At 59.9% G+C, this 23543-nt stretch carries 23 protein-coding genes and 1 pseudogene; 10 read left to right on the top strand and 14 right to left on the bottom strand.

Annotated features, from left to right (window positions below; genetic code table 11):
* Positions 1-25 precede the first annotated feature (25 nt).
* Both urtA and ACZ9DP_RS19575 read right to left on the bottom strand, forming a co-directional pair.
* The gene (gene urtA / locus ACZ9DP_RS19580) at positions 26-1318 is read right to left on the bottom strand and encodes an urea ABC transporter substrate-binding protein (protein WP_074069277.1); all 1293 of its coding nucleotides are present in this window, start codon (positions 1316-1318) and stop codon (positions 26-28) included.
* Between the two features lie 249 nt (positions 1319-1567).
* Positions 1568-3467 (bottom strand): annotated as a pseudogene (locus ACZ9DP_RS19575) (acid phosphatase).
* 179 nt (positions 3468-3646) lie between these two features.
* On the opposite strand from ACZ9DP_RS19575, the gene ACZ9DP_RS19570 reads away from it, so the two are divergent.
* From ACZ9DP_RS19570 to ACZ9DP_RS19555, 4 genes are all read left to right on the top strand, one after another.
* Positions 3647-7033 carry a hybrid sensor histidine kinase/response regulator gene (locus ACZ9DP_RS19570; protein WP_194727795.1) on the top strand — a complete coding sequence of 1129 codons (3387 nt, stop codon included), beginning with the start codon at positions 3647-3649 and terminating at the stop codon, positions 7031-7033.
* Positions 7026-7943, top strand: coding sequence for a response regulator transcription factor (locus ACZ9DP_RS19565; RefSeq protein WP_194727796.1), 918 nt, complete (start codon positions 7026-7028; stop codon positions 7941-7943). Before ACZ9DP_RS19570 ends, ACZ9DP_RS19565 begins: the two co-directional genes overlap by 8 nt.
* A 48-nt stretch (positions 7944-7991) precedes the next feature.
* On the top strand, positions 7992-8270 hold the full coding sequence (locus ACZ9DP_RS19560; RefSeq protein ID WP_476203326.1) for an N-acetyltransferase family protein: 279 nt from the start codon (positions 7992-7994) through the stop codon (positions 8268-8270).
* Between the two features lie 286 nt (positions 8271-8556).
* Positions 8557-9741, top strand: a complete 1185-nt coding sequence (locus ACZ9DP_RS19555; RefSeq protein ID WP_476203325.1) for an acyltransferase family protein — start codon at positions 8557-8559, stop codon at positions 9739-9741.
* 26 nt (positions 9742-9767) lie between these two features.
* Here ACZ9DP_RS19555 and ACZ9DP_RS19550 read toward each other — a convergent pair whose 3' ends face one another.
* The 7 genes from ACZ9DP_RS19550 to ACZ9DP_RS19520 form a co-directional block, all read right to left on the bottom strand.
* Complete coding sequence (locus ACZ9DP_RS19550) at positions 9768-10736, bottom strand: 2-hydroxyacid dehydrogenase (protein ID WP_476203324.1); 969 nt, start codon at positions 10734-10736, stop codon at positions 9768-9770.
* Between the two features lie 133 nt (positions 10737-10869).
* The gene (locus ACZ9DP_RS19545) at positions 10870-11991 is read right to left on the bottom strand and encodes a branched-chain amino acid ABC transporter substrate-binding protein (RefSeq protein ID WP_074069284.1); all 1122 of its coding nucleotides are present in this window, start codon (positions 11989-11991) and stop codon (positions 10870-10872) included.
* A gap of 120 nt (positions 11992-12111) precedes the next feature.
* Positions 12112-12465 carry a DUF6867 family protein gene (locus ACZ9DP_RS19540; protein ID WP_074069285.1) on the bottom strand — a complete coding sequence of 118 codons (354 nt, stop codon included), beginning with the start codon at positions 12463-12465 and terminating at the stop codon, positions 12112-12114.
* A gap of 24 nt (positions 12466-12489) precedes the next feature.
* Positions 12490-13218 carry an ABC transporter ATP-binding protein gene (locus ACZ9DP_RS19535; protein ID WP_074069286.1) on the bottom strand — a complete coding sequence of 243 codons (729 nt, stop codon included), beginning with the start codon at positions 13216-13218 and terminating at the stop codon, positions 12490-12492.
* Positions 13218-14096, bottom strand: coding sequence for an ABC transporter ATP-binding protein (locus ACZ9DP_RS19530; RefSeq protein ID WP_022716960.1), 879 nt, complete (start codon positions 14094-14096; stop codon positions 13218-13220). Before ACZ9DP_RS19530 ends, ACZ9DP_RS19535 begins: the two co-directional genes overlap by 1 nt.
* Complete coding sequence (livM, locus tag ACZ9DP_RS19525; protein WP_372414487.1) at positions 14096-15487, bottom strand: high-affinity branched-chain amino acid ABC transporter permease LivM; 1392 nt, start codon at positions 15485-15487, stop codon at positions 14096-14098. Before livM ends, ACZ9DP_RS19530 begins: the two co-directional genes overlap by 1 nt.
* 4 nt (positions 15488-15491) lie before the next feature.
* On the bottom strand, positions 15492-16394 hold the full coding sequence (locus ACZ9DP_RS19520) for a branched-chain amino acid ABC transporter permease (protein WP_476203323.1): 903 nt from the start codon (positions 16392-16394) through the stop codon (positions 15492-15494).
* Between the two features lie 77 nt (positions 16395-16471).
* Between ACZ9DP_RS19520 and ACZ9DP_RS19515 the strand changes: the two genes are divergently transcribed.
* Complete coding sequence (locus ACZ9DP_RS19515; protein WP_476203322.1) at positions 16472-16780, top strand: hypothetical protein; 309 nt, start codon at positions 16472-16474, stop codon at positions 16778-16780.
* Positions 16781-16801: 21 nt separating this feature from the next.
* Here ACZ9DP_RS19515 and ACZ9DP_RS19510 read toward each other — a convergent pair whose 3' ends face one another.
* The gene (locus ACZ9DP_RS19510) at positions 16802-17194 is read right to left on the bottom strand and encodes a VOC family protein (RefSeq protein ID WP_476203321.1); all 393 of its coding nucleotides are present in this window, start codon (positions 17192-17194) and stop codon (positions 16802-16804) included.
* Between the two features lie 329 nt (positions 17195-17523).
* Between ACZ9DP_RS19510 and ACZ9DP_RS19505 the strand changes: the two genes are divergently transcribed.
* Positions 17524-18006, top strand: a complete 483-nt coding sequence (locus ACZ9DP_RS19505) for a methyltransferase family protein (protein WP_194727802.1) — start codon at positions 17524-17526, stop codon at positions 18004-18006.
* A 148-nt stretch (positions 18007-18154) separates the two neighbouring features.
* Here the strand turns inward: ACZ9DP_RS19505 and ACZ9DP_RS19500 are convergent, their stop codons facing one another.
* Positions 18155-18844 carry a VOC family protein gene (locus tag ACZ9DP_RS19500; protein WP_476203320.1) on the bottom strand — a complete coding sequence of 230 codons (690 nt, stop codon included), beginning with the start codon at positions 18842-18844 and terminating at the stop codon, positions 18155-18157.
* 298 nt (positions 18845-19142) lie between these two features.
* On the opposite strand from ACZ9DP_RS19500, the gene cysQ reads away from it, so the two are divergent.
* Both cysQ and ACZ9DP_RS19490 read left to right on the top strand, forming a co-directional pair.
* Positions 19143-19961 carry a 3'(2'),5'-bisphosphate nucleotidase CysQ gene (cysQ, locus tag ACZ9DP_RS19495; RefSeq protein ID WP_372414482.1) on the top strand — a complete coding sequence of 273 codons (819 nt, stop codon included), beginning with the start codon at positions 19143-19145 and terminating at the stop codon, positions 19959-19961.
* Between the two features lie 184 nt (positions 19962-20145).
* A complete protein-coding gene (locus ACZ9DP_RS19490) occupies positions 20146-20478 on the top strand; it encodes a hypothetical protein (RefSeq protein WP_476203319.1) in 333 nt (110 codons plus the stop codon).
* 5 nt (positions 20479-20483) lie between these two features.
* On the opposite strand, the gene ACZ9DP_RS19485 is transcribed toward ACZ9DP_RS19490, so the two are convergent.
* Entirely contained in the window at positions 20484-21230 is a 747-nt protein-coding gene (locus tag ACZ9DP_RS19485; protein WP_283068992.1) for a helix-turn-helix transcriptional regulator, read from the bottom strand.
* 389 nt (positions 21231-21619) lie between these two features.
* Between ACZ9DP_RS19485 and sciP the strand changes: the two genes are divergently transcribed.
* On the top strand, positions 21620-21895 hold the full coding sequence (gene sciP / locus ACZ9DP_RS19480) for a CtrA inhibitor SciP (protein WP_007533628.1): 276 nt from the start codon (positions 21620-21622) through the stop codon (positions 21893-21895).
* A gap of 24 nt (positions 21896-21919) precedes the next feature.
* On the opposite strand, the gene ACZ9DP_RS19475 is transcribed toward sciP, so the two are convergent.
* On the bottom strand, positions 21920-22387 hold the full coding sequence (locus ACZ9DP_RS19475; RefSeq protein ID WP_074070367.1) for a paraquat-inducible protein A: 468 nt from the start codon (positions 22385-22387) through the stop codon (positions 21920-21922).
* Between the two features lie 107 nt (positions 22388-22494).
* On the opposite strand from ACZ9DP_RS19475, the gene ACZ9DP_RS19470 reads away from it, so the two are divergent.
* Positions 22495-22773, top strand: a complete 279-nt coding sequence (locus tag ACZ9DP_RS19470) for a GNAT family N-acetyltransferase (protein ID WP_194727806.1) — start codon at positions 22495-22497, stop codon at positions 22771-22773.
* 106 nt (positions 22774-22879) lie between these two features.
* Here ACZ9DP_RS19470 and ACZ9DP_RS19465 read toward each other — a convergent pair whose 3' ends face one another.
* Positions 22880-23230: a flagellar export protein FliJ gene (locus ACZ9DP_RS19465; RefSeq protein WP_074062076.1), complete on the bottom strand. Its 351-nt coding sequence runs from the start codon at positions 23228-23230 to the stop codon at positions 22880-22882.
* Between the last annotated feature and the right edge of the window lie 313 nt (positions 23231-23543).

The raw sequence follows: 23543 nt of genomic DNA, 5'->3' as shown, positions 1-23543 counted from the left end.
GGCAGTCAACGGATCGGGTTCGTACTCAGGAGCCCTTGCCGCCGCACTTGCCCGTTGCAACGTTGAAGTTGCCGCAGTTCATGGGCTTGCGCCAATCGGAGATCAGGTCCTTGGAGTCCGGCAGGAAGTCGGACCATTCGTCGCCGACGACGGCTGACGTTTCCTGGACGATTTCGAACTGGCCGTCAGCCTGGATTTCGCCGATCAGCACCGGCTTGGTGATGTGGTGGTTCGGCATGACGGTGGCATAGCCGCCGGAGAGGTTCGGAACGGTGGTGCCGATGATGCTGTCGAGAACCTTGTCGGTATCGGTCGTTCCGGCAGCCTGAACAGCCTTAACCCAGGCATTGAAGCCGATATAGGCGGCTTCCATCGGGTCGTTGGTCACGCGCTTGTCGTTCTTGGTGAAGGCGTGCCATTCCTTGATGAACTTCTTGTTGGCCGGGCTTTCGACCGACTCGAAGTAGTTCCAGGCTGCGAGGTGACCGACGAGCGGCTTGGTGTCGAGACCGGCAAGCTCTTCCTCGCCGACCGAGAAGGCGACAACCGGGATGTCGGTTGCCTTGATGCCCTGGTTGCCGAGTTCCTTGTAGAAGGGAACGTTGGCGTCGCCGTTGATGGTGGAGACGACGGCGGTCTTCTTGCCGGACGAGCCGAATTCCTTGATCTTGGAGACTTCCGTCTGCCAGTCGGAGAAGCCGAACGGCGTGTAGTTGACGATGATGTCTTCCTTCGGAATGCCCTTGGATACGAGGTAGGCTTCCAGGATCTTGTTGGTGGTGCGCGGATAGACGTAGTCAGTGCCTTCAAGCACGAAGCGCTTTACGCCTTCCTTTTCCATCAGGTAGTCGACGGCCGGGATCGCCTGCTGGTTCGGAGCAGCGCCCGTGTAGAAGATATTGCGCGAAGACTCTTCGCCTTCATACTGAACCGGATAAAAGAGCAACGAGTTCAGCTCTTCGAAAACCGGCAGGACCGATTTGCGCGAAGACGAGGTCCAGCAACCGAAGACGGCCGCAACCTTGTCCTTTTCAATCAACTCGCGTGCCTTTTCGGCAAACAGCGGCCAATCGGAGGCTGGATCGACGACAACCGCTTCGAGCTTCTTGCCGAGAAGGCCGCCCTTCTTGTTCTGCTCATCGATGAGCATCAGCATGGCGTCTTTCAGCGTCGTTTCGGAAATGGCCATGGTACCGGAGAGCGAATGCAGAACGCCGACCTTGATCGTGTCGTCGGCGGCAGCGGCTCCGTGGAAGGCGGCTGACGCCGCCATGACGACGCCAAGCGCGGCGCCCGTTACATAGGACTTGAGATTCATCTGGTTGAACTCCCCTCTTCTTGTTCCGCAACAGGCCGGAAACGGAGATTAACTGTTGCTTAAAGAACTATCGGGGGCTGCAGCGCAAAACCGTATACGCAATATGACGTAGAGGTGGGGGCGAAATGGGCAGGTCGGCGCGAGACGCGGCGGAGATTTGGACTCCCCGTAAGGGGAAGGTCTTCAGCGTCACCGCTGCCATGCAGCCGTTGAGGCGCAGGTTAAAAACCGAATGGCCCGATGTTTAGCCTAGCTGTTACCCTCGATGGTCAGCGTCACCCCGGTCGGGCCGTAGGCAACGCTTGCCTTATGGCCCTCGACGGTGACGTTCCCGAAGGTCCCGGTGACGGAACCCGCCTTTAAGAACTCGATCTTCGTTCCCGGCGCCGGCGCATAGCCATCGGCAAGCGTCACGCGAAGCTCGCCGGAAAGCGCCGCCTTGCCCTTGACGATGAGCCCGCGCCTTGCCGTCTTCTCCGAGCGTCGGCTTCATCGCGGCGTTGGTGCGCTGGCGGTAGTCGCCGCCGATGGTCACGGGCCTTTCGGCAGCCAGAATGAGCGAACCACCATCGACTGCCAGATCGCCGTTGCCGAAGGCTCTCGGCGACAGGGCCGCCAACGCCCCCTCCTCCAATACCGTGCCGCCTGCATAGCTGTTGGCGCCAGAAAGCCCGAGGATGCCGCTGCCGCGCTTGACGAGCCGGCCCTTGCCACCGATGGCGTTCTTCCAAGTATCCAGCTCGTTGAAGCCGCCTTTGGCTGCGTCCATCGTCACCGTCACGTCATCCGCAAAGGTGCCGTAGCCGTCGGCGGCGGCAAAAAAGTTGAGGCGGCCGTAGCCTTCCGCGTCGTCGAGCAGCGGATAGCCCGAAGCGATCTCGGTTGTCTTCAGCACATCGCGGCGCTGCTCGGCATCGAGATAGGGCAGACGCGTTTCGAGAAGCACTTCGGCGCCCTTCGGCACGCGCGGCGGCTGGTCGGTCGCGTCGATCGGCGCGAAACCGTAGGACAGGCGTTCAAGCACATAGGCGCTGTTCGCGCTGCTGTCTGCGAAGCGGTCGTTGGCAAGCGGCGCCGCATGCGCCAAGGCGTCAAGACCGGCCTCGCCCGTCGCGCCGCTCTTGGCGGCGAGCCAGGACTGCGCCTGGCGGTAAGCATCACGCTTCAGTGCGGCGTTCTCCGGCTTGTTGAGGTTGTAGACAACCGTCGCGGTGGCCAGCATGCGGCCGCCCATGACGTCGAGCGGCGAGTGCATGCCGGCAAGGATGCGGCTCTCGCCCATTTCGCTGGCGCGCGTCAGCATTTCCTGAAAGCGTTGCGGCACGAGATAGGCCATGGCGAGTGCATCGCGCCAGGCTTCCGCCGCATGCCCGCTGGGGAAACCGCCGTCTTCGGCCGGCTTGCCGCTCTTGGCCGGCTCCAGCATCGGGAGGACCACCACGTCCTGGGTCCAGCGGTAGGGACGCGCATATTTGAAATAGCGTTTGGTAGGCTCAGTTGAGCCGTCGTCGCTCGCCGCGTTGATGAGATCTACCGCAAGGCCCAGATCCGGATTCGCCGCCATCTTGGTCTTCTCGTCCGCTTTGCTGCCGAGCCCGCGATTGTTGCCATTGTCGTCGTACTTCACTGTCGTCGCGTCGGCGGCAACCTCGGTGATCGTCGTCGTCTGCTTTGACCCGGCCTTCCAGGCATCCGTCAGCGGCCCGAGACCATCGACAATGCTGGCATTCTTGCCGCGCCGGTCGTCGAGATAGGCGGCGATGGCCTGCTGCGCAGTGCGCGCACGGGTCACCTTGACCACATAGGCGATATTTGCGTGGTGAACCGCCTGGTTGGCGATATGGCCGTCGGTCGGGCTGAAGGGAATGCCGTCCCAATCGGACTTGGCGACGGCCGGGCAATTGTCCTTGGCCGGTGCCTCGACACCCGCATCGACGAACGGCGTGCGCGGCGTCCAGATCTTCAAAAAACCGGAGAGAAGCTCGACGGCGGCATTGCTGTTAGCCGTCGAAAGGCAGGCATCGCCGCGCTTGTTGGTGACGCCGGCATCGACATAGGCCGGCGCCGACTGGGCACTCGCAAGCGACGGCACGACGGCGAGTAGAACGAGGAGCGCGGTGGTCAACCGGCGATGGCGCAACACAGACATAGTGGATTTCCGAATTCTTAGGAAGGAATGCCGGAGTGGTAGGATTTGGCTGTGACAGACGCGTTTCAAAAATATGGCTGTTCTGTGAACTTGCGAGACTGCACCTCTTGCGTTTTCCGTCATTCCTGCCAAAGCTGCCTATTCAATGATCATTTTATCGAGAGCGCTAGAAAATAGGCATGGCAGCGCGCCAACGCATCATTCCGGTGAGACGCGAATATAATCGCTGGGTCGCGAACCAGACGCTGGAAGACTACGCGCTGCGCTTCACCGCCAAGAGCGCCCGGCAATTTTCCTCGCAGCGCATCTCGCAGACGGCGATCGGTGCGATTTCCTTTCTCGCGCTCGAAGCGATCGGCGGTGCCATCACCCTCTCCTATGGCACGACCAACGCCTTCTTCGCGATCGTCGTCGCCTCGATCGCCATGCTCGCGATCGGCCTGCCGATCAGCCGCTATGCAATCAGGCACGGCGTTGACATCGATCTTCTGACGCGCGGCGCAAGCTTCGGCTATATCGGCTCGACGATCACCTCGCTGATCTATGCCAGCTTCACCTTCATGCTCTTTGCGATCGAAGCTTCGATCATGTCCGGCGCGCTGGAACTGACGCTCGGCATCCCGCTCTGGATCGGCTACATCGTCAGCGCCGTCATGGTGATCCCGCTGGTGACCTACGGTGTCAAGCTGATCAGCAGGTTCCAGCTCGTCACCCAGCCCTTCTGGATCGTGCTCAATATCCTTCCCTTCATCTTCATCGCGATCCTGGATTGGGAAAAATTCGATCTCTGGCGCGCCTTCGCAGGCATTCGTCACGCTTCGGGCCCGCCAGGTACAATCGCGGATTTCAACCTGATGGAGTTCGGCGCCGCTTCGGCCGTGATCCTTGCACTCATGTCCCAGATCGGCGAACAGGCGGACTTTCTCCGCTTCCTGCCGCCGGACGGGCATCGCAAATTGCGTCATCGGCTCGCCGTCTTTCTGGCCGGCCCCGGCTGGGTGATCATCGGCGCACCAAAGCTGCTTGCCGGCTCCTTTCTCGTCGTGCTGACGTTAAGTGCCGGCGTGGCCGTCGACCGCGCCGCCGATCCAGCGCAGATGTACCTGACCGCTTTCGGCTACATGATCCCTTGGCACAACGGGGCATTGCTGCTGATGGCGGCCTTCGTCGTCGTTTCCCAGTTGAAGATCAACGTGATGAACGCCTATGCCGGCTCGCTCGCATGGTCGAACTTTTTCTCGCGCCTGACCCACAGCCACCCCGGCCGCGTCATCTGGCTGATCTTCAACGTGGCGATCGCCCTGCTTCTCATGGAACTCGGCATCTACCGGCTGCTTGAGGAAACGCTCGGGATATTCTCGATCATCGCCATGGCCTGGCTCTGCACGATTTCGGCCGATCTCTTCATCAACAAGCCGCTCGGCCTTGCGCCGCCCGGCATCGAGTTCAAGCGCGCACATCTCTACGACATCAACCCGGTCGGCCTCGGCGCCATGGGTCTTTCGGCGACGATTGCGCTGATTGCGCATTTCGGCGCCTTCGGCGCAATCGCCGCTTCGCTTGCGCCTTACATCACGCTGGTGATCGCGCTTACAGCCTCGCCGCTAATCGCCTGGGCGACGAAGGGCAAGTTCTATCTGGCGCGCAAACCGCGTCACAGCTGGAAGAACCTGACGAACATCACCTGCTCCGTCTGCGAACATCCGTTCGAGCCGGAGGACATGGCCTGGTGCCCGGCCTATGCAGCGCCGATTTGCTCGCTCTGCTGCTCGCTCGACAGCCGCTGCCACGACATGTGCAAGCCGAAGGCGCGGTTCAACACGCAGGTTGGCACTGTCGCCAAGACCTTGCTGCCGGAGACGGTGATCGAGAAATTGTCGACCCGCCTCGGACGTTACGGCATCGCCGTGGTTCTGGCCCTGACAGCGGTCGGCGTAATCCTTGCGATGATTGCCCATCAGGTCGCCTCGGCCTCTCCGGAAACGGCGGAGGTCGTCAACGGCACGATCCTGATCGTCTTCTTCGTCTTCTCCGTCATCGCCGGCGTCGTCTGCTGGTTCTACGTGCTAGCGCATGACAGCCGCGTCGTCGCCGAAGAGGAATCTTCGCGTCAAAATACTCTGCTGCTGAGGGAAATCGCCGCGCATAAAAAGACCGACGCAGCGCTTCAGAATGCCAAGGAGGCGGCAGAAGCCGCGAACCGGGCGAAAAGCCGCTATGTCGTGGGCTTGAGCCATGAGTTGCGCACGCCGCTCAACGCCGTGCTCGGCTATGCCCAGATTCTGGAGCGCGACGAGACCATCCCTGCGCCGCGCCAGTCATCCATCAAGGTCATCCGCCGCAGCGCCGAGCATCTTTCCGGCCTGATCGACGGTTTGCTGGACATTTCCAAGATCGAGGCGGGCCGCCTGCAGGTCTATTCGAATGAGATCAACATCCACGATTTCCTCGACCAGATCGTCGACATGTTCCGCCCGCAGGCGCAGGCGAAGGGTCTTGCTTTCACGCATGACCGCTCTCAGTCTCTGCCGCAGTTCGTCCGCACCGACGAGAAACGCTTGCGCCAAATCCTCGTCAATCTGCTTTCGAACGCCATCAAGTTTACCGACGAGGGGAGCGTGACCTTCGATGTCGGCTATCGCAGCCAGGTCGCGACCTTCACCGTTTCCGACACCGGTCGCGGCATTGCCGAAAAGGACCTGAGCCGCATCTACGAACCTTTCCAGCGGGGTGAGGCCGATAGCATCCGCCCCATGCCGGGGCTTGGATTGGGCCTGACGATCACGCAACTCCTTACCAACACGCTCGGCGGCGAAATCGCTGTCGTCAGCGAGAAGGACAAGGGTTCGACCTTCCGCGTTCGCCTGATGCTATTTGCCGTGATGCGCGAAATGATCGCGCCGCCCCAGGAAAAGAAGATCGTCAGCTATGACGGCCCGCGTCGGACGATCGTCGTCGTCGACGACAACGAAGATCATCGCGAGATGATGCGGGAAATCCTGGTGCCGCTCGATTTCGTCATGCTGACGGCGGGCAACGGCCCCGACTGCCTCACCCTGATCGAAGGCATCCAGCCGGACCTCTTCCTCGTCGATATTTCGATGCCCGGCATGAACGGCTGGCAACTCGTATCGCGCCTGCGCGAAAGCGGCCAGACCTCCCCGATCGTCATGCTCTCCGCCAATATCGGAGACGCGGCAGCCGCCGCCGACAGCGACGGCAGTCACAGCGATGCAATCGGCAAGCCGGTCGATATCAAGCAGCTACGCGACAAGCTGGCGCTGCATCTTGGCCTGAAGTGGATCTATGCCGACGCCGCCCAGGCAACCGTTCCCGTGGCTCAACCGCCGATGAAAAGCCCCGGTTGCGCGCATATCGAGGAATTGCTCCGCCTCGGCGAGATCGGCTATATCCGCGGCATCGAAGCCAAGCTCGCAGACCTTGCCAAGGTGGAGGCAAATCAGCCATTTACGGATGAACTCCGCACCTATGTCGCCGCCTTCGATCTCGCCGGCTTCATGACTTTCCTGCACGGCTTCGACGAAAAGGTAGAAACCATTGGCTGAACCGGCCCTCCCCCGCGATATCGTTCTGCTGGTCGACGACTCCCCCGAGGCCCTGGGCTTCTTGACCGATGCGTTGGAGCAGTCCGGTTTTTCCGTGCTGATTGCAACCTCGGGCTCTGCAGCTTTGAACATCGCCGAGCGCATCACGCCGGATCTGATCCTGCTCGATGCGGTCATGCCTTCGATGGATGGCTTCGAGACCTGCCGCAAGCTGAAGGCCAATGCGGCCGTCAGTCAGGTGCCGGTGATCTTCATGACCGGCCTCACCGAAACCGAACACGTCGTCCACGCGCTCGAATCTGGCGGGGTCGACTATCTGACCAAGCCGATCAATATCGATGAGCTTCGCGCCCGCATTCGGGTGCATCTACGCAACGCGCGTTCGGCGCAAAGCGCCCGCGTGGCCCTGGACGCTGCTGGACGTCACCTGCTTGCCGTCAAAGGCGACGGTGCCGTTCACTGGTCGACGCCGCAGGCAACCCGCCTCGTCAATGCAGCGACGGGCAGTGACGACGGCATGGATATCGTCACCAATCATATTGCCGAGTGGATGAAAATGCGCGCTGCAGCCGGGCGCGATGCCGTCATCTCCATCGCGAACGCGGGCCAGGCAACGCTTCAACTCGGTTTCCTCGGCACCATCGGACCCGACGAATATCTCTTCCGCCTGACCGCCGCCAATCAACGCAGCGACGACGCCGTGCTTCGCCAGCATTTCTCCCTGACCCAGCGCGAATCCGAGGTGCTGCTCTGGATCGCCAAGGGCAAGGCGAACCGCGATATCGGTGAAATTTTGGGACTGTCGGCACGCACGGTGAACAAGCACCTGGAGCAGATCTACGTGAAGCTTGGCGTCGAAAACCGGGCCTCGGCTGCGGTCAAGGCGGCGCATGTGCTGCATGAGATATGAGCGTCTGGGCAGCTTATCGAGATCCCGACACGGCAAAGGCTGGAGATATTGATCCGGAAGGCGAAAGAACGGGATATCGCACGCATCGTGGAAATCCGAAACAGCGTTCGTGAAAACAGGCTATCCGATCCCGGCAAGATTACACTCGACGATCTGCGCTGGTTTATTGCAAACCCGGGAATATTCGTCTGGGAACAGGATGGCGAGGTCCAAGGTTTTTCCGCCGGCGACCCGCGCAACGGCAACATCTGGGCGCTGTTTGTCGATGATGCTTACGCAAAGCGCGGTATCGGAACGGCCTACTTGCCAGCGCCTGTTCGGTCCTGAAGGATGCAGGCCATGATCGCATCTGGCTGACAACAGACCCGGGAACAAGAGCCGAGAAGCTCTATCGTCAAGCTGGCTGGGAACTGATTGGCGAGAAGGACAACGAACTGCTTTTCGAACTGAACCTGCCGGCCGGCAGTGCCTGATTGGCACGCATTTCATCAGTGGATGGGGATCTGCGCCTTCCGGTAGGAGAAATATTTTTTACCAAGCTTAGGCAGCGATCCTTAAATCCTTTGCGCGTATGCAAAAGGCACCATAGGCGATTGAGCGGCAGGCGGCGGGCATGAAAAGCAGGCTTTACTATGTGGATCGGTTGAGGATCTTCGCCTTCGCCATTCTGCTCGTCTACCATTCGTCGGCGTCTTTCCTGCCCGACATCAACTGGCTGATCCACAGCGACAAGACAAGCGCCACGCTTTCTTTGGTCATGGACTTCCCGCGCGCTTGGCGGCTTGCGCTATTATTTTTCGTCTCGGGCATGGGAGCGGCCTTTACCTTCGGCTCGGCAGGCAGCCTGTCCTTCCTGCGCAAGCGCACGTTTCGTCTGCTGATACCCCTCCTCTTTGCCATGGCAGTGATCGTTGTGCCGCAGGTGTGGTACGAACGAATGTACGAGAACGGCTATCAGGGTTCACTTCTCGAATTCTGGACGACCCGCTACTTCACCGAAGGTCGCTACCCCAAGGGCAACTTCACGTGGGCGCATATGTGGTTCGTCGCCTATCTGCTGGTCATGTCAGTGATCTGCTATCCCATCTTCGGATACCTGGTACAGCCCGGAAACAAGATCGCAGCCTGGTTCGAACGCACTTCGAAAACCGGCTTCATCTACCTCTTTTTCCTGCTGCCGCTCGCACTCAACCTGGCGCTTTCGCCTTTCTTTCCGAAGCAAACGAATGCCCTCTACAATGACGGCGCGTGGTTTGCCGTTTGGGCAAGCTGGTTCGGACTGGGCTTTCTCATGGCCCGCCATCACAGGGCGCTAATCGAAACGATCATCGGCCGGCGCTTCGTCAGTGCTGCGATCGCCCTGGTGACAAGCGGGCTGCTCTATCGCTACGCCTGGATGGTGCCGGAGGACCAGGCGATCGGCAGCTACGCGCAAAATACGCCGCTATTCAAGGCAGGGATCTTCTTGCTGGCCTGGAGCATGATCCTGACGCTCGTCGGATTTGCGGCTCGTCACTTCAATCAGCCCAGCGATAAGCTGTCTGCGATGAACCGGCTGGTATTCCCGCTGTACATAGTGCATCAAACCGTAACGGTAGCCGCGCTGTACTATGTCCTACCGCTCGATATGACGGTCGCCGTGAGCTATTCGATCGTCACGGCCGCCACTATCCTGCTTTCGGTGCTGTTCGCCGTCTGTGTCGACTTCGTGCCTGGCCCGGCACGTGTCCTGTTCGGCTTGAGCGGTCATGGCAGGAAGATTGCAACAAGCGGGCCCGATCGTCAGCTCTCGCGATAGGTTATCCTGCGCCAAAAGGAACGAAATCAAACGACGCGATCGGGCGGCTCACGCCCGTTGAAAAAGCCGGTGATGTTTTCCACCACCTTCATGCCCATTGCCGTTCGGGTCTCCTCCGTCGCGCTGCCGAGATGCGGCAGCAGGACGACATTCTCCATCGACTTCAGCTTTTCCGGCACCTGCGGCTCCGCTTCGTAGACGTCGAGCCCCGCGCCGCGGATGCTGCCGCTCTGAAGGGCGCTGATCAATGCCGCCTCGTCGACCACGTCGCCGCGCGCCGTATTGATCAGAAACGCGCTCGGCTTCATCGCCGCAAAGCGCGCTGCATTCATCAGATGCCGGTTCTCCGCACCGCCGGGGCAATGGAGCGAAACGAAATCGGAAGCGGCCAGCACCTCCTCCATCGTCGCCAGCTGGCGAGCTCCATAGCGCGCAGCCTCCGCGGCATCGATCGTCGAGCGATTGTAGAAGACGACGTCCATCCCGAAGCCGGAATGGCAGCGCTGCGCAAAGGCCCTGCCGATGCGGCCGAATCCGATGATCCCGACCGTCTTGCCGGCCACCTTTGTGCCGATCATGTGCGTCGGGCACCAGCCCTTCCACGCGCCGCCGCGAAGCTGGCGCTCGCCCTCCCCGCCCCGGCGGGCAACGGCGAGCAGGAGCAGCATGGCGATGTCTGCGGTGCAGTCGGTGAGCACGCCGGGCGTATTGGTGACCAAGATGCCTTTCGCCTTGGCGGCGGCGATATCGATGTGATTGTAGCCGACGCCGAAATTGCCGAGAATTTTCGTGCGGATATCACCTTCGAAAACGCTGGCAGGCAGCTTGTCGGAAACGGTGGGAAGGACCGCATCATAGGCTGCCATCGCCTGCCGCATTTGATCGAGACCAAGCGGAATATCCTTCTCGTTGAAGGTTACGTCGAAACGTTCGGCAAGGGCGGCTTCTGCCGCGGCGGGCCAGCGGCGGGTGACGAGGATGCGCGGTGGGGACATTGGTGCTTCCGTCTCAAAATTCTACGCCTCAAAGAACTAGAGGATGACCGCAAGAATTGAAACGCCTGTTCAAAAAGAAAAGCCCGGTCGAGACCGGGCTTCCGTAAACGGTATTGGACCGTGCAAGCGAAGCTTACATAGTCTGCGGGAAGTAGCTGTACTTGCCGTCCGGACCCTTCTTCCATTCGTACATGATGTAGCCCGGAATCTTCGGGTCACCCTTTTCGTCGAAGGAGATGTCGCCGAGAACGGTCGGGAACGGACCCTTTTCCTTCATCGCGGTTGCGACGGCTTCCGCATCGGTCGAACCGGCCGCCTTGGCAGCACCGGTGATCGCCTGCATGGCCGCGTAGGCGTAGAGAGTGTAAGCTTCCGGGTTGAAGCCGGCAGCCTTGAACTTCTCAACGAGTTCCTTGTTGGCCGGGTTGAGCGTCGGATCCGGGCCGAAGGTGTTCAGCGTACCGGCAACTGCGTCGCCAGCGATGGAAGCAAGTTCGTTCGAGACGATACCGTCGCCCGAAACGAGCGTTGCCTTCAGGCCCTGGTCGGCAGCCTGACGGATGATGAGACCGGCTTCGGTGTGCAGACCACCCCAATAGATGATCGAGACGCCGGCTTCCTTCATCTTTGCGATGAGGGCGGAGAAGTCCTTGTCGCCGACATTGATGCCTTCATACATGGCTTCGGTGACGCCAGCAGCGTTCAGAGACTTCTTGGTCTCGTCGGCAAGACCCTGACCGTAAGGCGTCTTGTCGTGAACGACAGCGATCTTGGCGTCCTTGAAATGATCGGCAAGGTATTTACCGGCAATCGCGCCCTGCTGGTCGTCACGGCCGCAGGTACGGAATGTGTTCCACAGGCCGCGCTCGGTGAACACCGGGTTCGTTGCAGCCGGGGTGATTTCGAGGATGCCGTTTTCAGCATAGACTTCAGACGCCGGGATCGAAACGCCCGAGTTGAAGTGGCCGATCACGAACTTCACGCCGTCAGCGACGAACTTGTTGGCGACCGAGATGCCCTGCTTCGGGTCGGAGACGTCGTCACCGAGTTCGAGCTTGATCTGCTCGCCGTTGATGCCGCCTGCGGCGTTGATATCAGCGGCTGCCTGCTCGGCACCCTTCTGAAGCTGAGCGCCGAACGCAGCGTTCGGGCCAGTCAGAGGACCGCCGACGCCAATGAGAATGTCGGCCCAGGCGTTGCCGCTGAAGGCGACCATCGCCGTCAGTGCCACTGCCGACAGAAGAGATTTCTTCATATTTTTACTCCCAATTTTTGGGCGGGTTCCGGTCCAAGACCCGGCGCATTACCCACCATTGACTGCGCCAGGAAAGCTGTTCCACTCTGAAGGCAATTCATGCCTAGTTTCAACGGACTGTCAATGTTTGTCCTTCCACGAGAACGCGGAAGTTTTTTCGTACAGCCAGTAATAGTTGTTGACCATCTGATTGGTGCGGCGATAACGGAAACCCGCCGTCGAGAAGACGAGCAGCAGCACGAAATCGATGACGTAAAAGAAGGCGCTGAGCATCGGCCCGTTGAAGAGCGCATGATGCAGGAACTGCATCACCCAGGCGAGCAGGAAGGTGTAGACGACGACCAGCGGATAGTTGCTCCAGCTTTCAGCTGCAGCCCTGCCGGCGCGCCATGCCGTCCAGAACCCGATCAGCACGACCAGCCCGCGGATGACCATCCGCACGCCCGTATCCGGTTCGAAGAAAAGTCCCTGCATGTCAAACTCTCCCTTCTGCCCGGCTCAATGTCTTCCGCCTTCGAGATAGGCGGCACGGACTTCCGGATTGGCGAGCAGTTCCTTGCCGGACCCGCTCATCGTTACCTTGCCGTTCACCATCACGTAGCCACGGTGCGAGAGCTTCAGGGCAGCAAATGCATTCTGCTCGACGAGGAAAACGGTGAGGCCTTCCTGCTCGTTGAGCTTCTTGATCGCCTCGAAAATACCCTTGACGATCAGCGGCGCGAGACCGAGCGACGGCTCGTCGAGAAGCAGGAGCTTCGGTCGCGCCATCAGCGCACGGCCGATCGACAGCATCTGCTGCTCGCCGCCGGAAAGCGTGCCGCCGCGCTGCGCGTGGCGTTCCTTGAGGCGCGGGAACAGCGTGAAGATCTTCTCGACGTCCTCGTTGAAATGTTTGAGGTTGTCGAGGCCCGCACCCATCTGCAGGTTTTCCGTGACGGTCATCCGCGGGAAGATGCGGCGGCCTTCCGGCGACTGCGCAATGCGAAGCCGCGCGATGTCGTGCGTCGGCATGCGGGTGATGTCGCGCCCTTCGAAGATCACCGCGCCGGTGCGCGCCTGCGGGCTGCCGCAGATCGTCATCATCAGCGTCGACTTGCCGGCGCCGTTGGCGCCGATGAGGCTGACGATCTCACCCTTGTTGACGTCGACATCGATGCCCGCGAGCGCACGGATATTGCCGTAATAGGTTTCGACGCCCTGAACCTTGAGAAGCTGTTCGCCGGCCATCAGTTTGCGCCCCCTTCGAGGCTCTCGACGGTTGCGATGACCTCTTCCACTTCCTTGTCCTCGACACCGAGATAGGCCGCGATGACCTTCGGGTCGTTCTTCACATGCTCCGGCGTGCCGTCGGAAATCTTCTGCCCGTATTCCAGCACCACGACATGGTCGGAGATTTCCATGACCACCGACATATCGTGTTCGATGAGCAGGATCGACGTACCGGTATCGGCGCGAATTCCCTGCAGCAATGCGTTGAGAGCCGCCGATTCACGCGGATTGAGGCCGGCGGCGGGCTCGTCCAGGCAGAGCAATTCCGGCTCGGTGCACATGGCCCGGGCGATTTCGAGACGCCGCTGCGCGCCATAGGGCAGATCGCCTGCAGGATCGTCGGCGCGGCTGATCAGATCGGCCTTTTCCAGCCAGAAGCGTGCGAGCTCGATGGATGCTGCAGCCTCTTTCCTGTAGGGACCGATGTTGAGAAGGCCGAGGATCGTATAGCCCGATGCCTTCATCAGCTTGTTGTGTTGGGCAACGAGCAGGTTCTCCAGAACGGTGAGGCCCGAGAACAGGCGGATGTTCTGGAAGGTACGCGCGACACGGGCTTCCTTGGTGATGCGGAAATCCGGCAGGCGCTCGAGCAGGTACTGCTTTCCGCTCTGCTGGTTCAGTGTGATCATTCCCATCGTCGGCTTGTAGAAGCCGGTGATGCAGTTGAAGACGGTCGTCTTGCCGGCGCCGTTCGGGCCGATCAGCGCGGTAATGTCACCGCGCTTGGCTTCGAAGGACAGGTCGTTGATGGCCATGAGGCCACCGAACTTCATCGACAGATGCTCGACCTTGAGCAGGGTATCGCTGGACATTGTCGTCATTTCTGCGGGGCTCATCAGCCGTGCCCCTCCTTGATAAAGCTTCCGGAAACTGCCCTGCGCTCCTTGAGGAAGGCGGTCGGTTCACGCGAGCCGACGAAGCCGCGCGGCTTGAACAGCATGACGACGACCATGGCGAGGCCGAAGAGAAGCATGCGGTAGAGTTCCGGCGTGAAATCCGGACCGAAGACGGCTTTCAGGAAGTCCATCTCGCGCAGCAATTCCGTCCCGCCGACCATGACGAGCGCAGCAATCGCAATACCGGTCAGCGAGCCCATGCCGCCGAGGACGACGATGGCCAGGATGACGGCCGATTCCAGGAACACGAAGGATTCCGGAGAGACGAAGCCCTGGCGCACTGCGAAGAACGAGCCGGCAATGCCGCCGAACATCGCACCCGTCGCAAAGGCTGTGAGCTTGGTCGTGACCGTATTGATGCCGAGCGAACGGCAGGCGATCTCGTCTTCGCGCAGCGCTTCCCAGGCGCGGCCGATCGGCATGCGGCGAAGCCGGATCGTGACGTAGGCCGTCAGCATGCAAAGGCCCAGGATCAGATAGAAGAGGAAGATCTTGTAATAGGCCGACGACATCGGAAGGCCCATGAGCTTGGCAAAGCCGCCCGACGTCGCATCGAAGGGAATGCCGAACAGCGTCGCCTTCGGGATGCCCGAGATGCCGAAGGTGCCCTTGGTCACAGCCGTCCAGTTGATGAGCACGAGACGGATGATTTCACCGAAGGCGAGCGTCACGATGGCGAGATAGTCGCCGCGCAAACGCAGGACGGGGAAGCCGAGGATAACACCCCAAAGCGCCGCCAGGATGCCCGACATCGGCAGCAGAAGCCAGAAGGACAGGCCGAAATAGCTTGAGAGCAGCGCATAGGTATAGGCACCGACCGCGTAGAAGGCGACGTAACCGAGGTCGAGCAGACCGGCAAGGCCGACGACGATGTTAAGGCCCCATGCGAGCATCACATAGATGAGAATCTGGATGCCGAAGTTGTCGACCCATTTCAGCGAGCCCTGCGCGCCGAAAGCCGCGTAGATGGCCACCGGATAGAGCAGAAGCGCGACCAGCGCGATTTTCAGGAAATGCTGGCGGAGAAAACCCTTCTCGGTCGAGATGTCCAGCTCGCCGTGCTTCGCCTTGGCAAGCTTGCGCTTGTCGATGTTCGGCTTGACGAAAACGACGATGACGAAGCGGCTGATCGCAGCGATCGCCACGAAGATCGCGAGCAGGCCCCAGCGCTGAACAATAATGAGCTCGTTGTTGATGTTCTGGTCGGTCTTGAGGCCGACATAGAGAACGAACAGACCGAGAGAAAGGAGGGCCGCGAATAAGGCTTCCGTAAGGCCTTTCTGGACAAGCCCGGGTGCGGGCTTGCCAGCAGGATTTTCGATGTTTGCCATGATGTTATACCTTCTCGACTTCCGGCCGTCCGAGAATGCCGGTCGGCTTGAAGATCAGGACGAAAGCGAGGATCGCAAAAGTCGCGACATCCTTGTAGGCGATCGTGAAATAGGCGGACCAGAGCGATTCGATGAGGCCGATCATCAGGCCGCCGAGAACGGCACCCGGCAACGAGCCGATGCCGCCGAGAACGGCTGCGGTAAACGCCTTGACGCCCGGCGTGAAGCCGTCGTTGAACGAGGCGACGCCATAATACATCAGGTACATCGTGCCGGCGACTGCGGCGAGCGCCGCGCCCATGATGAAGGTGATGGAGATCGTCTGATCGACGTTGACGCCGAGAAGAGCGGCCATCTTGCGGTCCTGCTCGGTCGCGCGCTGGGCGCGTCCGAGCGCCGTGCGGTTGACGATGTACCAGAAGGCGGCCAGCAGCACCACGGTGATGACGATGATGATGATCTGCTTCAGCGAGATCGAAATACCGCCGATATTGTAAACCGAACCGACGAGCGGCGGAATCGGCTTGTTGCGCGGGCCCTGCGTCACCTGGATGAAGTTGGACAGCGTGATCGACATGCCGATCGCGGTGATCAGCGGCGCCAGACGGAAGGAACCGCGCAGCGGCCGGTATGCAACACGCTCGATCGTCCAATTCCACAAACTCGTCATCAGCATCGCAACGACAAGCATCAGCAGCAGAAGAACTGCGACCGGAACGCCTGCAAAGATGGATGTGAGAACGAGAAAGACGATAAGAGCGGCGAAACCACCGAGCATGAAGATATCGCCATGGGCGAAATTGATCATGCCGATAATGCCATAAACCATCGTGTAGCCAATAGCGACAAGGCCATAGATGGATCCGAGCGTCAGCCCATTGAAGAGCTGCTGGACGAAATACTCCATATGTCATTTCCCCTGGATGCGAGCCAACATGACTGCATCTCTTTTTGGTCTGTAGTTCCCTTTTATCGGAACCTCATATGCGGCATCCATACCGTTTTCCGCGAAAATGTGAAGACAAAAAGGCTTTACTGGGTCAGATTCTTGGCGAAACGGACGTAAATGGCGCGTTTCGGCCCAAAATCCACATTAAAGAGGCATTCCCTGAGGAAATTTTAGCCAGAAACCCGCTGTGGATTAACCAAATCGGCTGCGAGGCGGGCAAGGCGGGCAGCTTTAAGCATGGCACTTATTCCATAAAACCGGAGCTTTTGGCAAATTCCTACGAAATTCGAGGGCTGGACGCGAAAAACGTTTCAAACGAACGGCGTGCCGGGCGTTGCAATTAGCAAATGCGCCAGTCCCAACTCTCACGGATTCCAGCCGCCGCTGCCATAAGGACGCGTGATGATTTCGAGCAGGTGACCGTTCGGATCTTCGAAATAGAGGCCGCGTCCACCGTCGTGGGCATTGGTTTCGCCTGGCTTTCTCTGGCCGGGATCGGCCCAGTAACGCAGGTTCCGCTCACAAATTCGATTGAATATCGCGTTGAATTCAGCGTCGCCGACCAGGAAGGCGTAGTGTTGGCGTATGATCTCACCTTTCGTATCCATATAGTCGAGATTGGCATCGTTGTCGGTCGTGACCATGTGGAACGGCCCCCACCGCCGCGGCGGCGACAGGCCCAGCATATCGGCCAGGAAATCTGCCGAGGCCTTACTGTCTCGAGCCGACAGGATGGTATGATTGAAGTGGATGGCCATCTTGGTCTCACGGAAATGAGGCGGAGCTTCAACGCGGTGGGTTTGGGCGGTTAACACGCCCGCCCGTCTCTTTGTTCCGGGCAGTCACACCTTGAGCCGAGGCGGGCGAATGTTGCACGATCACAAAAGTCGGCCGCTTCATCGGAAAACGTGCACCTTAAGTTAAAATCCGTCGCTTCTCTGGAGCTGACATTTGCATAGCGAGAAGCGTCGGCCGAAGTCGATCCTTGGCTGTCCACGCCCCTCTGACTTCAAATCTCTTTCGAAGCAACGTAAACTCCCACCGGTGGAAGGGCCTTGGTAGGCGAGGAGCAGATCGGGCGGGCGGCATGAACGAGGTGAGCGGGAATTGGCGTGACAGTTCGGGCGCGGCGGTACGGCCGCCGATCGCCTGGGCGCTCGCTGTAATTGCCGGGCTCGCGCTCGACTGGCTCTATCGGCTGCCCTTCCTGCCGGCGGCCATGCCGGCCGGCGCGCTCGGCGTCATCGTGTTCCTCGCCGGCCTGGCGCTGCTGATCTGGGCGGCGGGGACCTTCCGCCGTGCGGGGACGCAGATCCAGACCACCCAGCCAACGGCGACGATCGTCGACGAGGGACCCTACCGCTTCACGCGCAACCCGATCTATATCGGCATGTTCCTCGGCCTCATCGGCTTGGCCATCGCCATCGACAGTCTGTGGCTCATCGTCCTGCTGGTGCCGTTCTATCTCGTCATCCGCTACGGCGTGGTCGCCCGCGAGGAGGCCTATCTCGAGCGGAAGTTCGGCGACGTCTATCTCGCCTACAAAGCCCGCGTCCGGCGGTGGCTGTAGCGGGACGAAGAGGGATCAAACTGCTGGAACCCACTGCGGAACGGGTCGAGACGCAACATCCGCGGCATCATTGGCAAGATCCGGTCTCGGTGGCGCAAAACAGATATGCCTTCGCAGCGACCGTCGTGGCTGCCGTCGGGTACCGCCCTTACGATGGCAGCTGCTTGCCGGCCTGCTCGCTGACGATGTACTCGGCGTACCAGTCCGGCCAGCCCTCATCGTACTCGCCTGTCAGCTTCTCGTGCTCGCCATGCGCGGCAGCCGCACGCCGGAGGGCGGCCGCAAGCTCTGTGGACGAGGTGAATGTCGTGTCGTCGGCGTCCACGCGTCCGGGCAATCGGGCGGTAATCTCCTGGAGCAACCAGCCGTTACCATCTGGATCGCTGAATGAGGCGAACGAGCGGTAGCTGCGATGCTCGGGATCCGGACCAGGGATCCGGAGCTGCCCAAACAGGTAGGGTTCGTCGGTGCCAGCGTACGCGCCGCTGGCGTCGTGGAACACCTCGCTGACCTCGACCCCACGCCCGAGCAACTCGCGTCGGGCGGCCTTAATGTCGGAGACGATCAGGTACAAGCCCCGCGCGGAGCCGGGTGCTGCTGCAGTGACGTTCTGGCCGAAGATAACCGAGCACCCGGAGCCAGGCGGCGTAAACTGGATTACGCGAAAGCCCTCATCGGCGGCGAAGTCGGCGTCGAGCCTCCAACCCAGATCGCTGTAAAAGCCCTTAGCGCGATCCACGTCCGAAACAGGAATAACGACGATCTCCAGCTTCATGTCGATCGTCTGCGTTCTCGGGGTCTCGACAACAGTTTTGCTGTGCTCCTGGCTGTTGCTCATGTGGAGCTCCTTAGATTGGCAGCCTTCAGGGCGGCGGCACATGCCCAAGCGAGTGGATCACAGCGGAGGCGTGCAGTCGAATCAATTATGATGCGGTGCTAATGGACCCTGCGCTAACCTTCTTGTGGAGACTTCCGATTGTGATGAGGAACCATTTGCCCCTCGTATGGCCTGTTGCCATCGCGGTCGCCAGCAATCTATCTTCTCGAATGACGGCTATGCCCCGCGCAAAAAGGTGACTCGATCACCATATATGTCTTTATACTGCTTCCGGATGCTGACATCCGTTGAGGGGAACATGTTAGCGATATTCGAAAAGGCGGCGCTTGAGGCGGGTAGAACGATCATCGCGATCTTCGACGAAGGGTGCGCTGTCGCGACGAAAGCAGATTCAAGTCCCGTGACCCGCGCGGATGAAGAAGCGGAGCGGATCATCCTGGCCCATCTTGCACGCAGCTATCCGGATATTCCGGTGATTGCCGAAGAATCGGTGGCGGCCGGTCACGTGCCGGATATCGAGGGAAAGGCTTTCTTCCTTGTCGACCCGCTCGACGGCACGCGCGAATTCGTCGACAGGCGGCGCGAATTCACGGTCAACATTGCCTATGTGGAGCATGGCGTGCCGCTTGCGGGCATCGTCTATGCACCGGCACTCGGTATTGCTTTTGCGGGCAAGGCAGGACACGCGGAAAAACTCCTCATCGGCGCCGATTTTACGGTGACGGAACGCATTGCAATCACGGTCCGCGCACCACCTGCCAAGCGCCTCGCTCTTGCCAGCCGCAGCCACAAAAGTCCCGCGACCGACAGCTTTCTCATCGAGCAGGCGATCTCCGAATGCACCAATATCGGCTCTTCGCTGAAATTCTGCCTGCTTGCCGAGGGAAAGGCAGACGTCTATCCGCGCTTCGGCCGGACGATGGAATGGGACACGGCGGCGGGCGACGCGATCCTGCGCGCTGCGGGCGGCACGACCGTTACCATGGACGGATTGCCGCTGACCTACGGCAAAACCGGCGGCAAGGCGGATTTCGACTTCGCCAATCCCGACTTCATCTCCTGGGGCGGCAAGGAAATGGCTGTGCAGATGCGCATGGCTTCGGGCGAAAACCCTTAAAAATCAAAAAAGGAATGGCGTGCAGCTTGCCGTGACGGCAAGGCGGCCCTCCCGCCCGAAACGCCGTCCGAAGTATGTAATTGGCTCCGGAACCGGCGATCTCTGGACCAGCGAGGAGCCGGCAACGACGAATTTGCCGTCAAAGTGAGCGCCGACGGCGCAAGCTGGCAGACGGAGCTCGCCATTGCGGCCGCGGCATTGTGAAAACGCCGGCACGTCCCATCGTCCGCGTTTTGCTTTCAACCTCCACATCGACCTCGGCAAACAACGGCAAGACGGATTTCAACACCATGCACGCGGAGCAACGGGATCGACGCTCGGCGCTGCGGTCCGTCAGGTTCAGGACAACGGGCAGCCATTCCCGCAAAGGATCTCGGTCTGCCGATTCTATCAGCGAACACCGGCATTCGGCCTCGCGCAGCTTGCGAGCGGCGACTGGCTCTCGATCATTCGTACCGGCGCCGCGCAATACGAGTTCGGCGCCGGGAAGGCCGAGGTCAGCGCCATTCTGCTCTGAAGGGCTTACAGCAGCCTGTAGCGGAAGGCGCGGGCGACGGCTTGCATACGGTTTACCGAATCGAGCTTGCGCATCGCGCCCTTGAGATAGCCGACCACCGTATGCGGCGAGAGGTCGAGAATGATTGCGATCTCGTCGCTGCTCTTGCCCGCCGCCGACCAGCGCAAGCATTCGATCTCGCGGCGGGTGAGATTTTCCGAGGGCCCCTCGTCTGTGCGGTTCTCGCTGCTGAAACGGTCGAGCGCTTCCATCGCGGCATAAAGAAGGTCCATCTCCTCTTCGCGCGAAAGCGCAGAACGGCGACCTGAGAAGGCGAATATGTATTGCTTCAGGTCAGCGTCGTGCAGCGAAAAGCCGAACGTCTTCTGCAGCCCATGCATCTGGAACAGCGCATTCAGCCGGCGATTCTCCTGATTGGCGGCACCGCCGGCGAATGGGCTGGCATCGCAGAAAACCGGCATGATCGTTCGCTTCAGTGCGCCTACCAGCCGGCTGCAATAGAACAGATCGACCTCGTCGTAGAGATTGGTAAGGTTCTGCGGCCAGTTGCTGATAATGCGATTTTCGAGAAATGTCGTGCTGTCGGCGCGCGGAAAGGCTACGAGGAGGTAATAGTCGAAGCCTGCAGCTTTCGTCATGTCCTCCAGCCGGCGCTTCAGTTCGGCTTTCAGCTCGCCGGTGGGAACGGCGGTGGAGAGCGGAAAAGCGTTATCCTCTGCGCGGTTTCGGGCTGCGCGCTCACGTCTTGTCATCGACTTGTCCTCAGCCGCGGCCATCGGTTCGGGTCTCGCAGAGGAAGCGCTACGGCGCCGGACAACAGCAACTGCAACGATGCCCCGCGTCGTAGGGACGTGAGGCATGCCGAGGCAATCTTTGACTGATGCTGCGAGAAGAACGGAGACGAGGTCTTGCGCTCATTCACGATGTTGCTGCGCTTATAAGGCCGTCCCCGAAATATCTGTAATATCTATTCGGCATGGGAGCCATGCATCCGGTACAAATGGACGCGACGGCAGGCAGCCCGCCCCGGCGGGCTGTGAGGCAGCTAAAGTTGTTATCAAAGTCTTACTGTGCGCTTAGGCAATTTTTAAATGTGACAAGCTAGAGTGCCCGCGTGGTCTTGAGTTGTGTAGAGAGTCCAATGACCGAAATGATACGTCCCCGAGTAAAATATGTCATCGGCCCCGATGGCAGCCCGCTGACGATTGCGGATCTTCCGCCGCCGAATACCCGGCGCTGGGTTATCCGTCGCAAGGCTGAGGTTGTCGCCGCGGTGCGCGGTGGCCTGTTGAGCTTGGAAGAAGCCTGCGAGCGTTACACGCTCACCGTCGAAGAATTCCTGTCCTGGCAGTCGTCGATCAACAGTCACGGCCTTGCCGGCCTGCGCACGACGCGTATCCAGCAATACCGTCACTGAACCAACTGCCTCAGGCAAAGACATTTATTTCGGGCCGGACGCATTTCCCTGAAGGGAGTGAAGAAGGCCCGAAATTATTGTTGACGCTGCGTAGCACCAGAGTCCCGGTTGAGTAAAAGCATCCGCCAGGCCCGTGGTCTTCGCCGCTGCAATCACGATCGCCACCAGTAATACGTCCATCATCGACCACTTGGACAGATACGGCACGGCGTGACGATAAAACCAGCTGCCGGTCCCGCCGCCGGCAGCCGTCGCCTCGGCGGCAATGCCGATGATCTTCAGGATCGGCAATACGATTGACACGATCGCGACGATCAACGCGAGCGGGATATCCCCTCCGCTCCAGAGCGCAGCAACGATCTCCACCAGCGACGGCGTTTCGTCGAAGAAGTAGAGTTTCTCGAATCGGATCAGAGGCAGTACCAGCCCAAGCGCCAGGAAAAATGGTGCCGCAGCAAGCAGTACCGGCCGGATTCCCACCAGTCTTCTCATCGAATACCCCTTGGTTGAACACTGTGTCGTCACCTGCACCGGCTTGGCATGGCATGGCCGCCATGTCACGGTCTGCCTGAACAACATCGGTTTTCGGAGAACATACAATGGATATTCGGAACGAAGACAATGCCTCGGGCGGGCGGTATGTGGCCAAGGTCGACGGCCACGAAGCCGAAATGAGCTATTCCCGCACGTCGCCGAAGCTCGTCATCATCGATCACACCGGCGTGCCGGATGCCCTGCGCGGCAAAGGCGTCGGCCAGGCGCTTGCGCTTCACGCCGTCGAAGAGGCGAGAAAGGGCGGCTGGAAGATCTTTCCGCTCTGCCCGTTCTTCAAGGCGCAATCACAACGCCACGAGGAATGGCGCGACGTGGTGAATTAACAACACCAAAAGCCATGTATGACGGACTCACGGCCCGTCATACATGGCTTCTTCAGGCGATCCCCAGGACGCCGCAGCCGGCGTCCGCTGCCAATCTGCCAATCGATCAGGCGCGGGCCCGAATGGCGCTATCTCGCTCTTCGAGCGCGGTAGCGCGGGCATATTCCGCCTGCATCTCCTCGAGCGCCTGCTCCAGTGACTCTTCCTGCATCTTCAATTCCTTGATGGAAACCTGAAGATTGTCGGCGCGCTGTCGTGCCGCCTTTGCGAAGGTCGGGTAGGCGAAGTGATTCGGGTCGGAAATGCCGGATTTCTTCTCTTCGATGACGATCTGACTTTCCAGATCCTTCGTCATTCGTTCGAATTCCGACATCATCATCTGCAATTGCTGCAGCTGACGTCGTTTTTCGTTCACCTGAAACTCCTTCAGGCGAACTAGGCTCTCACGCGACTTCATACGCATTACTCCAGTGATGCGAGATCCCGGCTCTACTAAAATTGCCCTTGCGCACCGGTTCGAAACGGCCTGCCAAAAATATTTCCATCGGTATTAACAAAAACCTACCGCTGGTAACCTTTCGTTTACGGGCATCGTTAATGATAGTGCCGATGATTTAAGGGTCGGTAAACATCACTACGCGATTTCCGGATCCTGTTCATTGGTGAGTCGAATGAATCGCTTACCGGCCATTCTTAATGTAAAAGTTAAGGAAATGGCGTTGCGGATTCTCATTGGAAAACAGCGAAATGGACAAATTGCTTAATAAATT

This window comes from Rhizobium sp. USDA 4016 (assembly GCF_056279705.1).
Note: the sequence above shows the minus strand (reverse complement) of the source record. Positions and strands in the feature narration are given on the sequence as shown.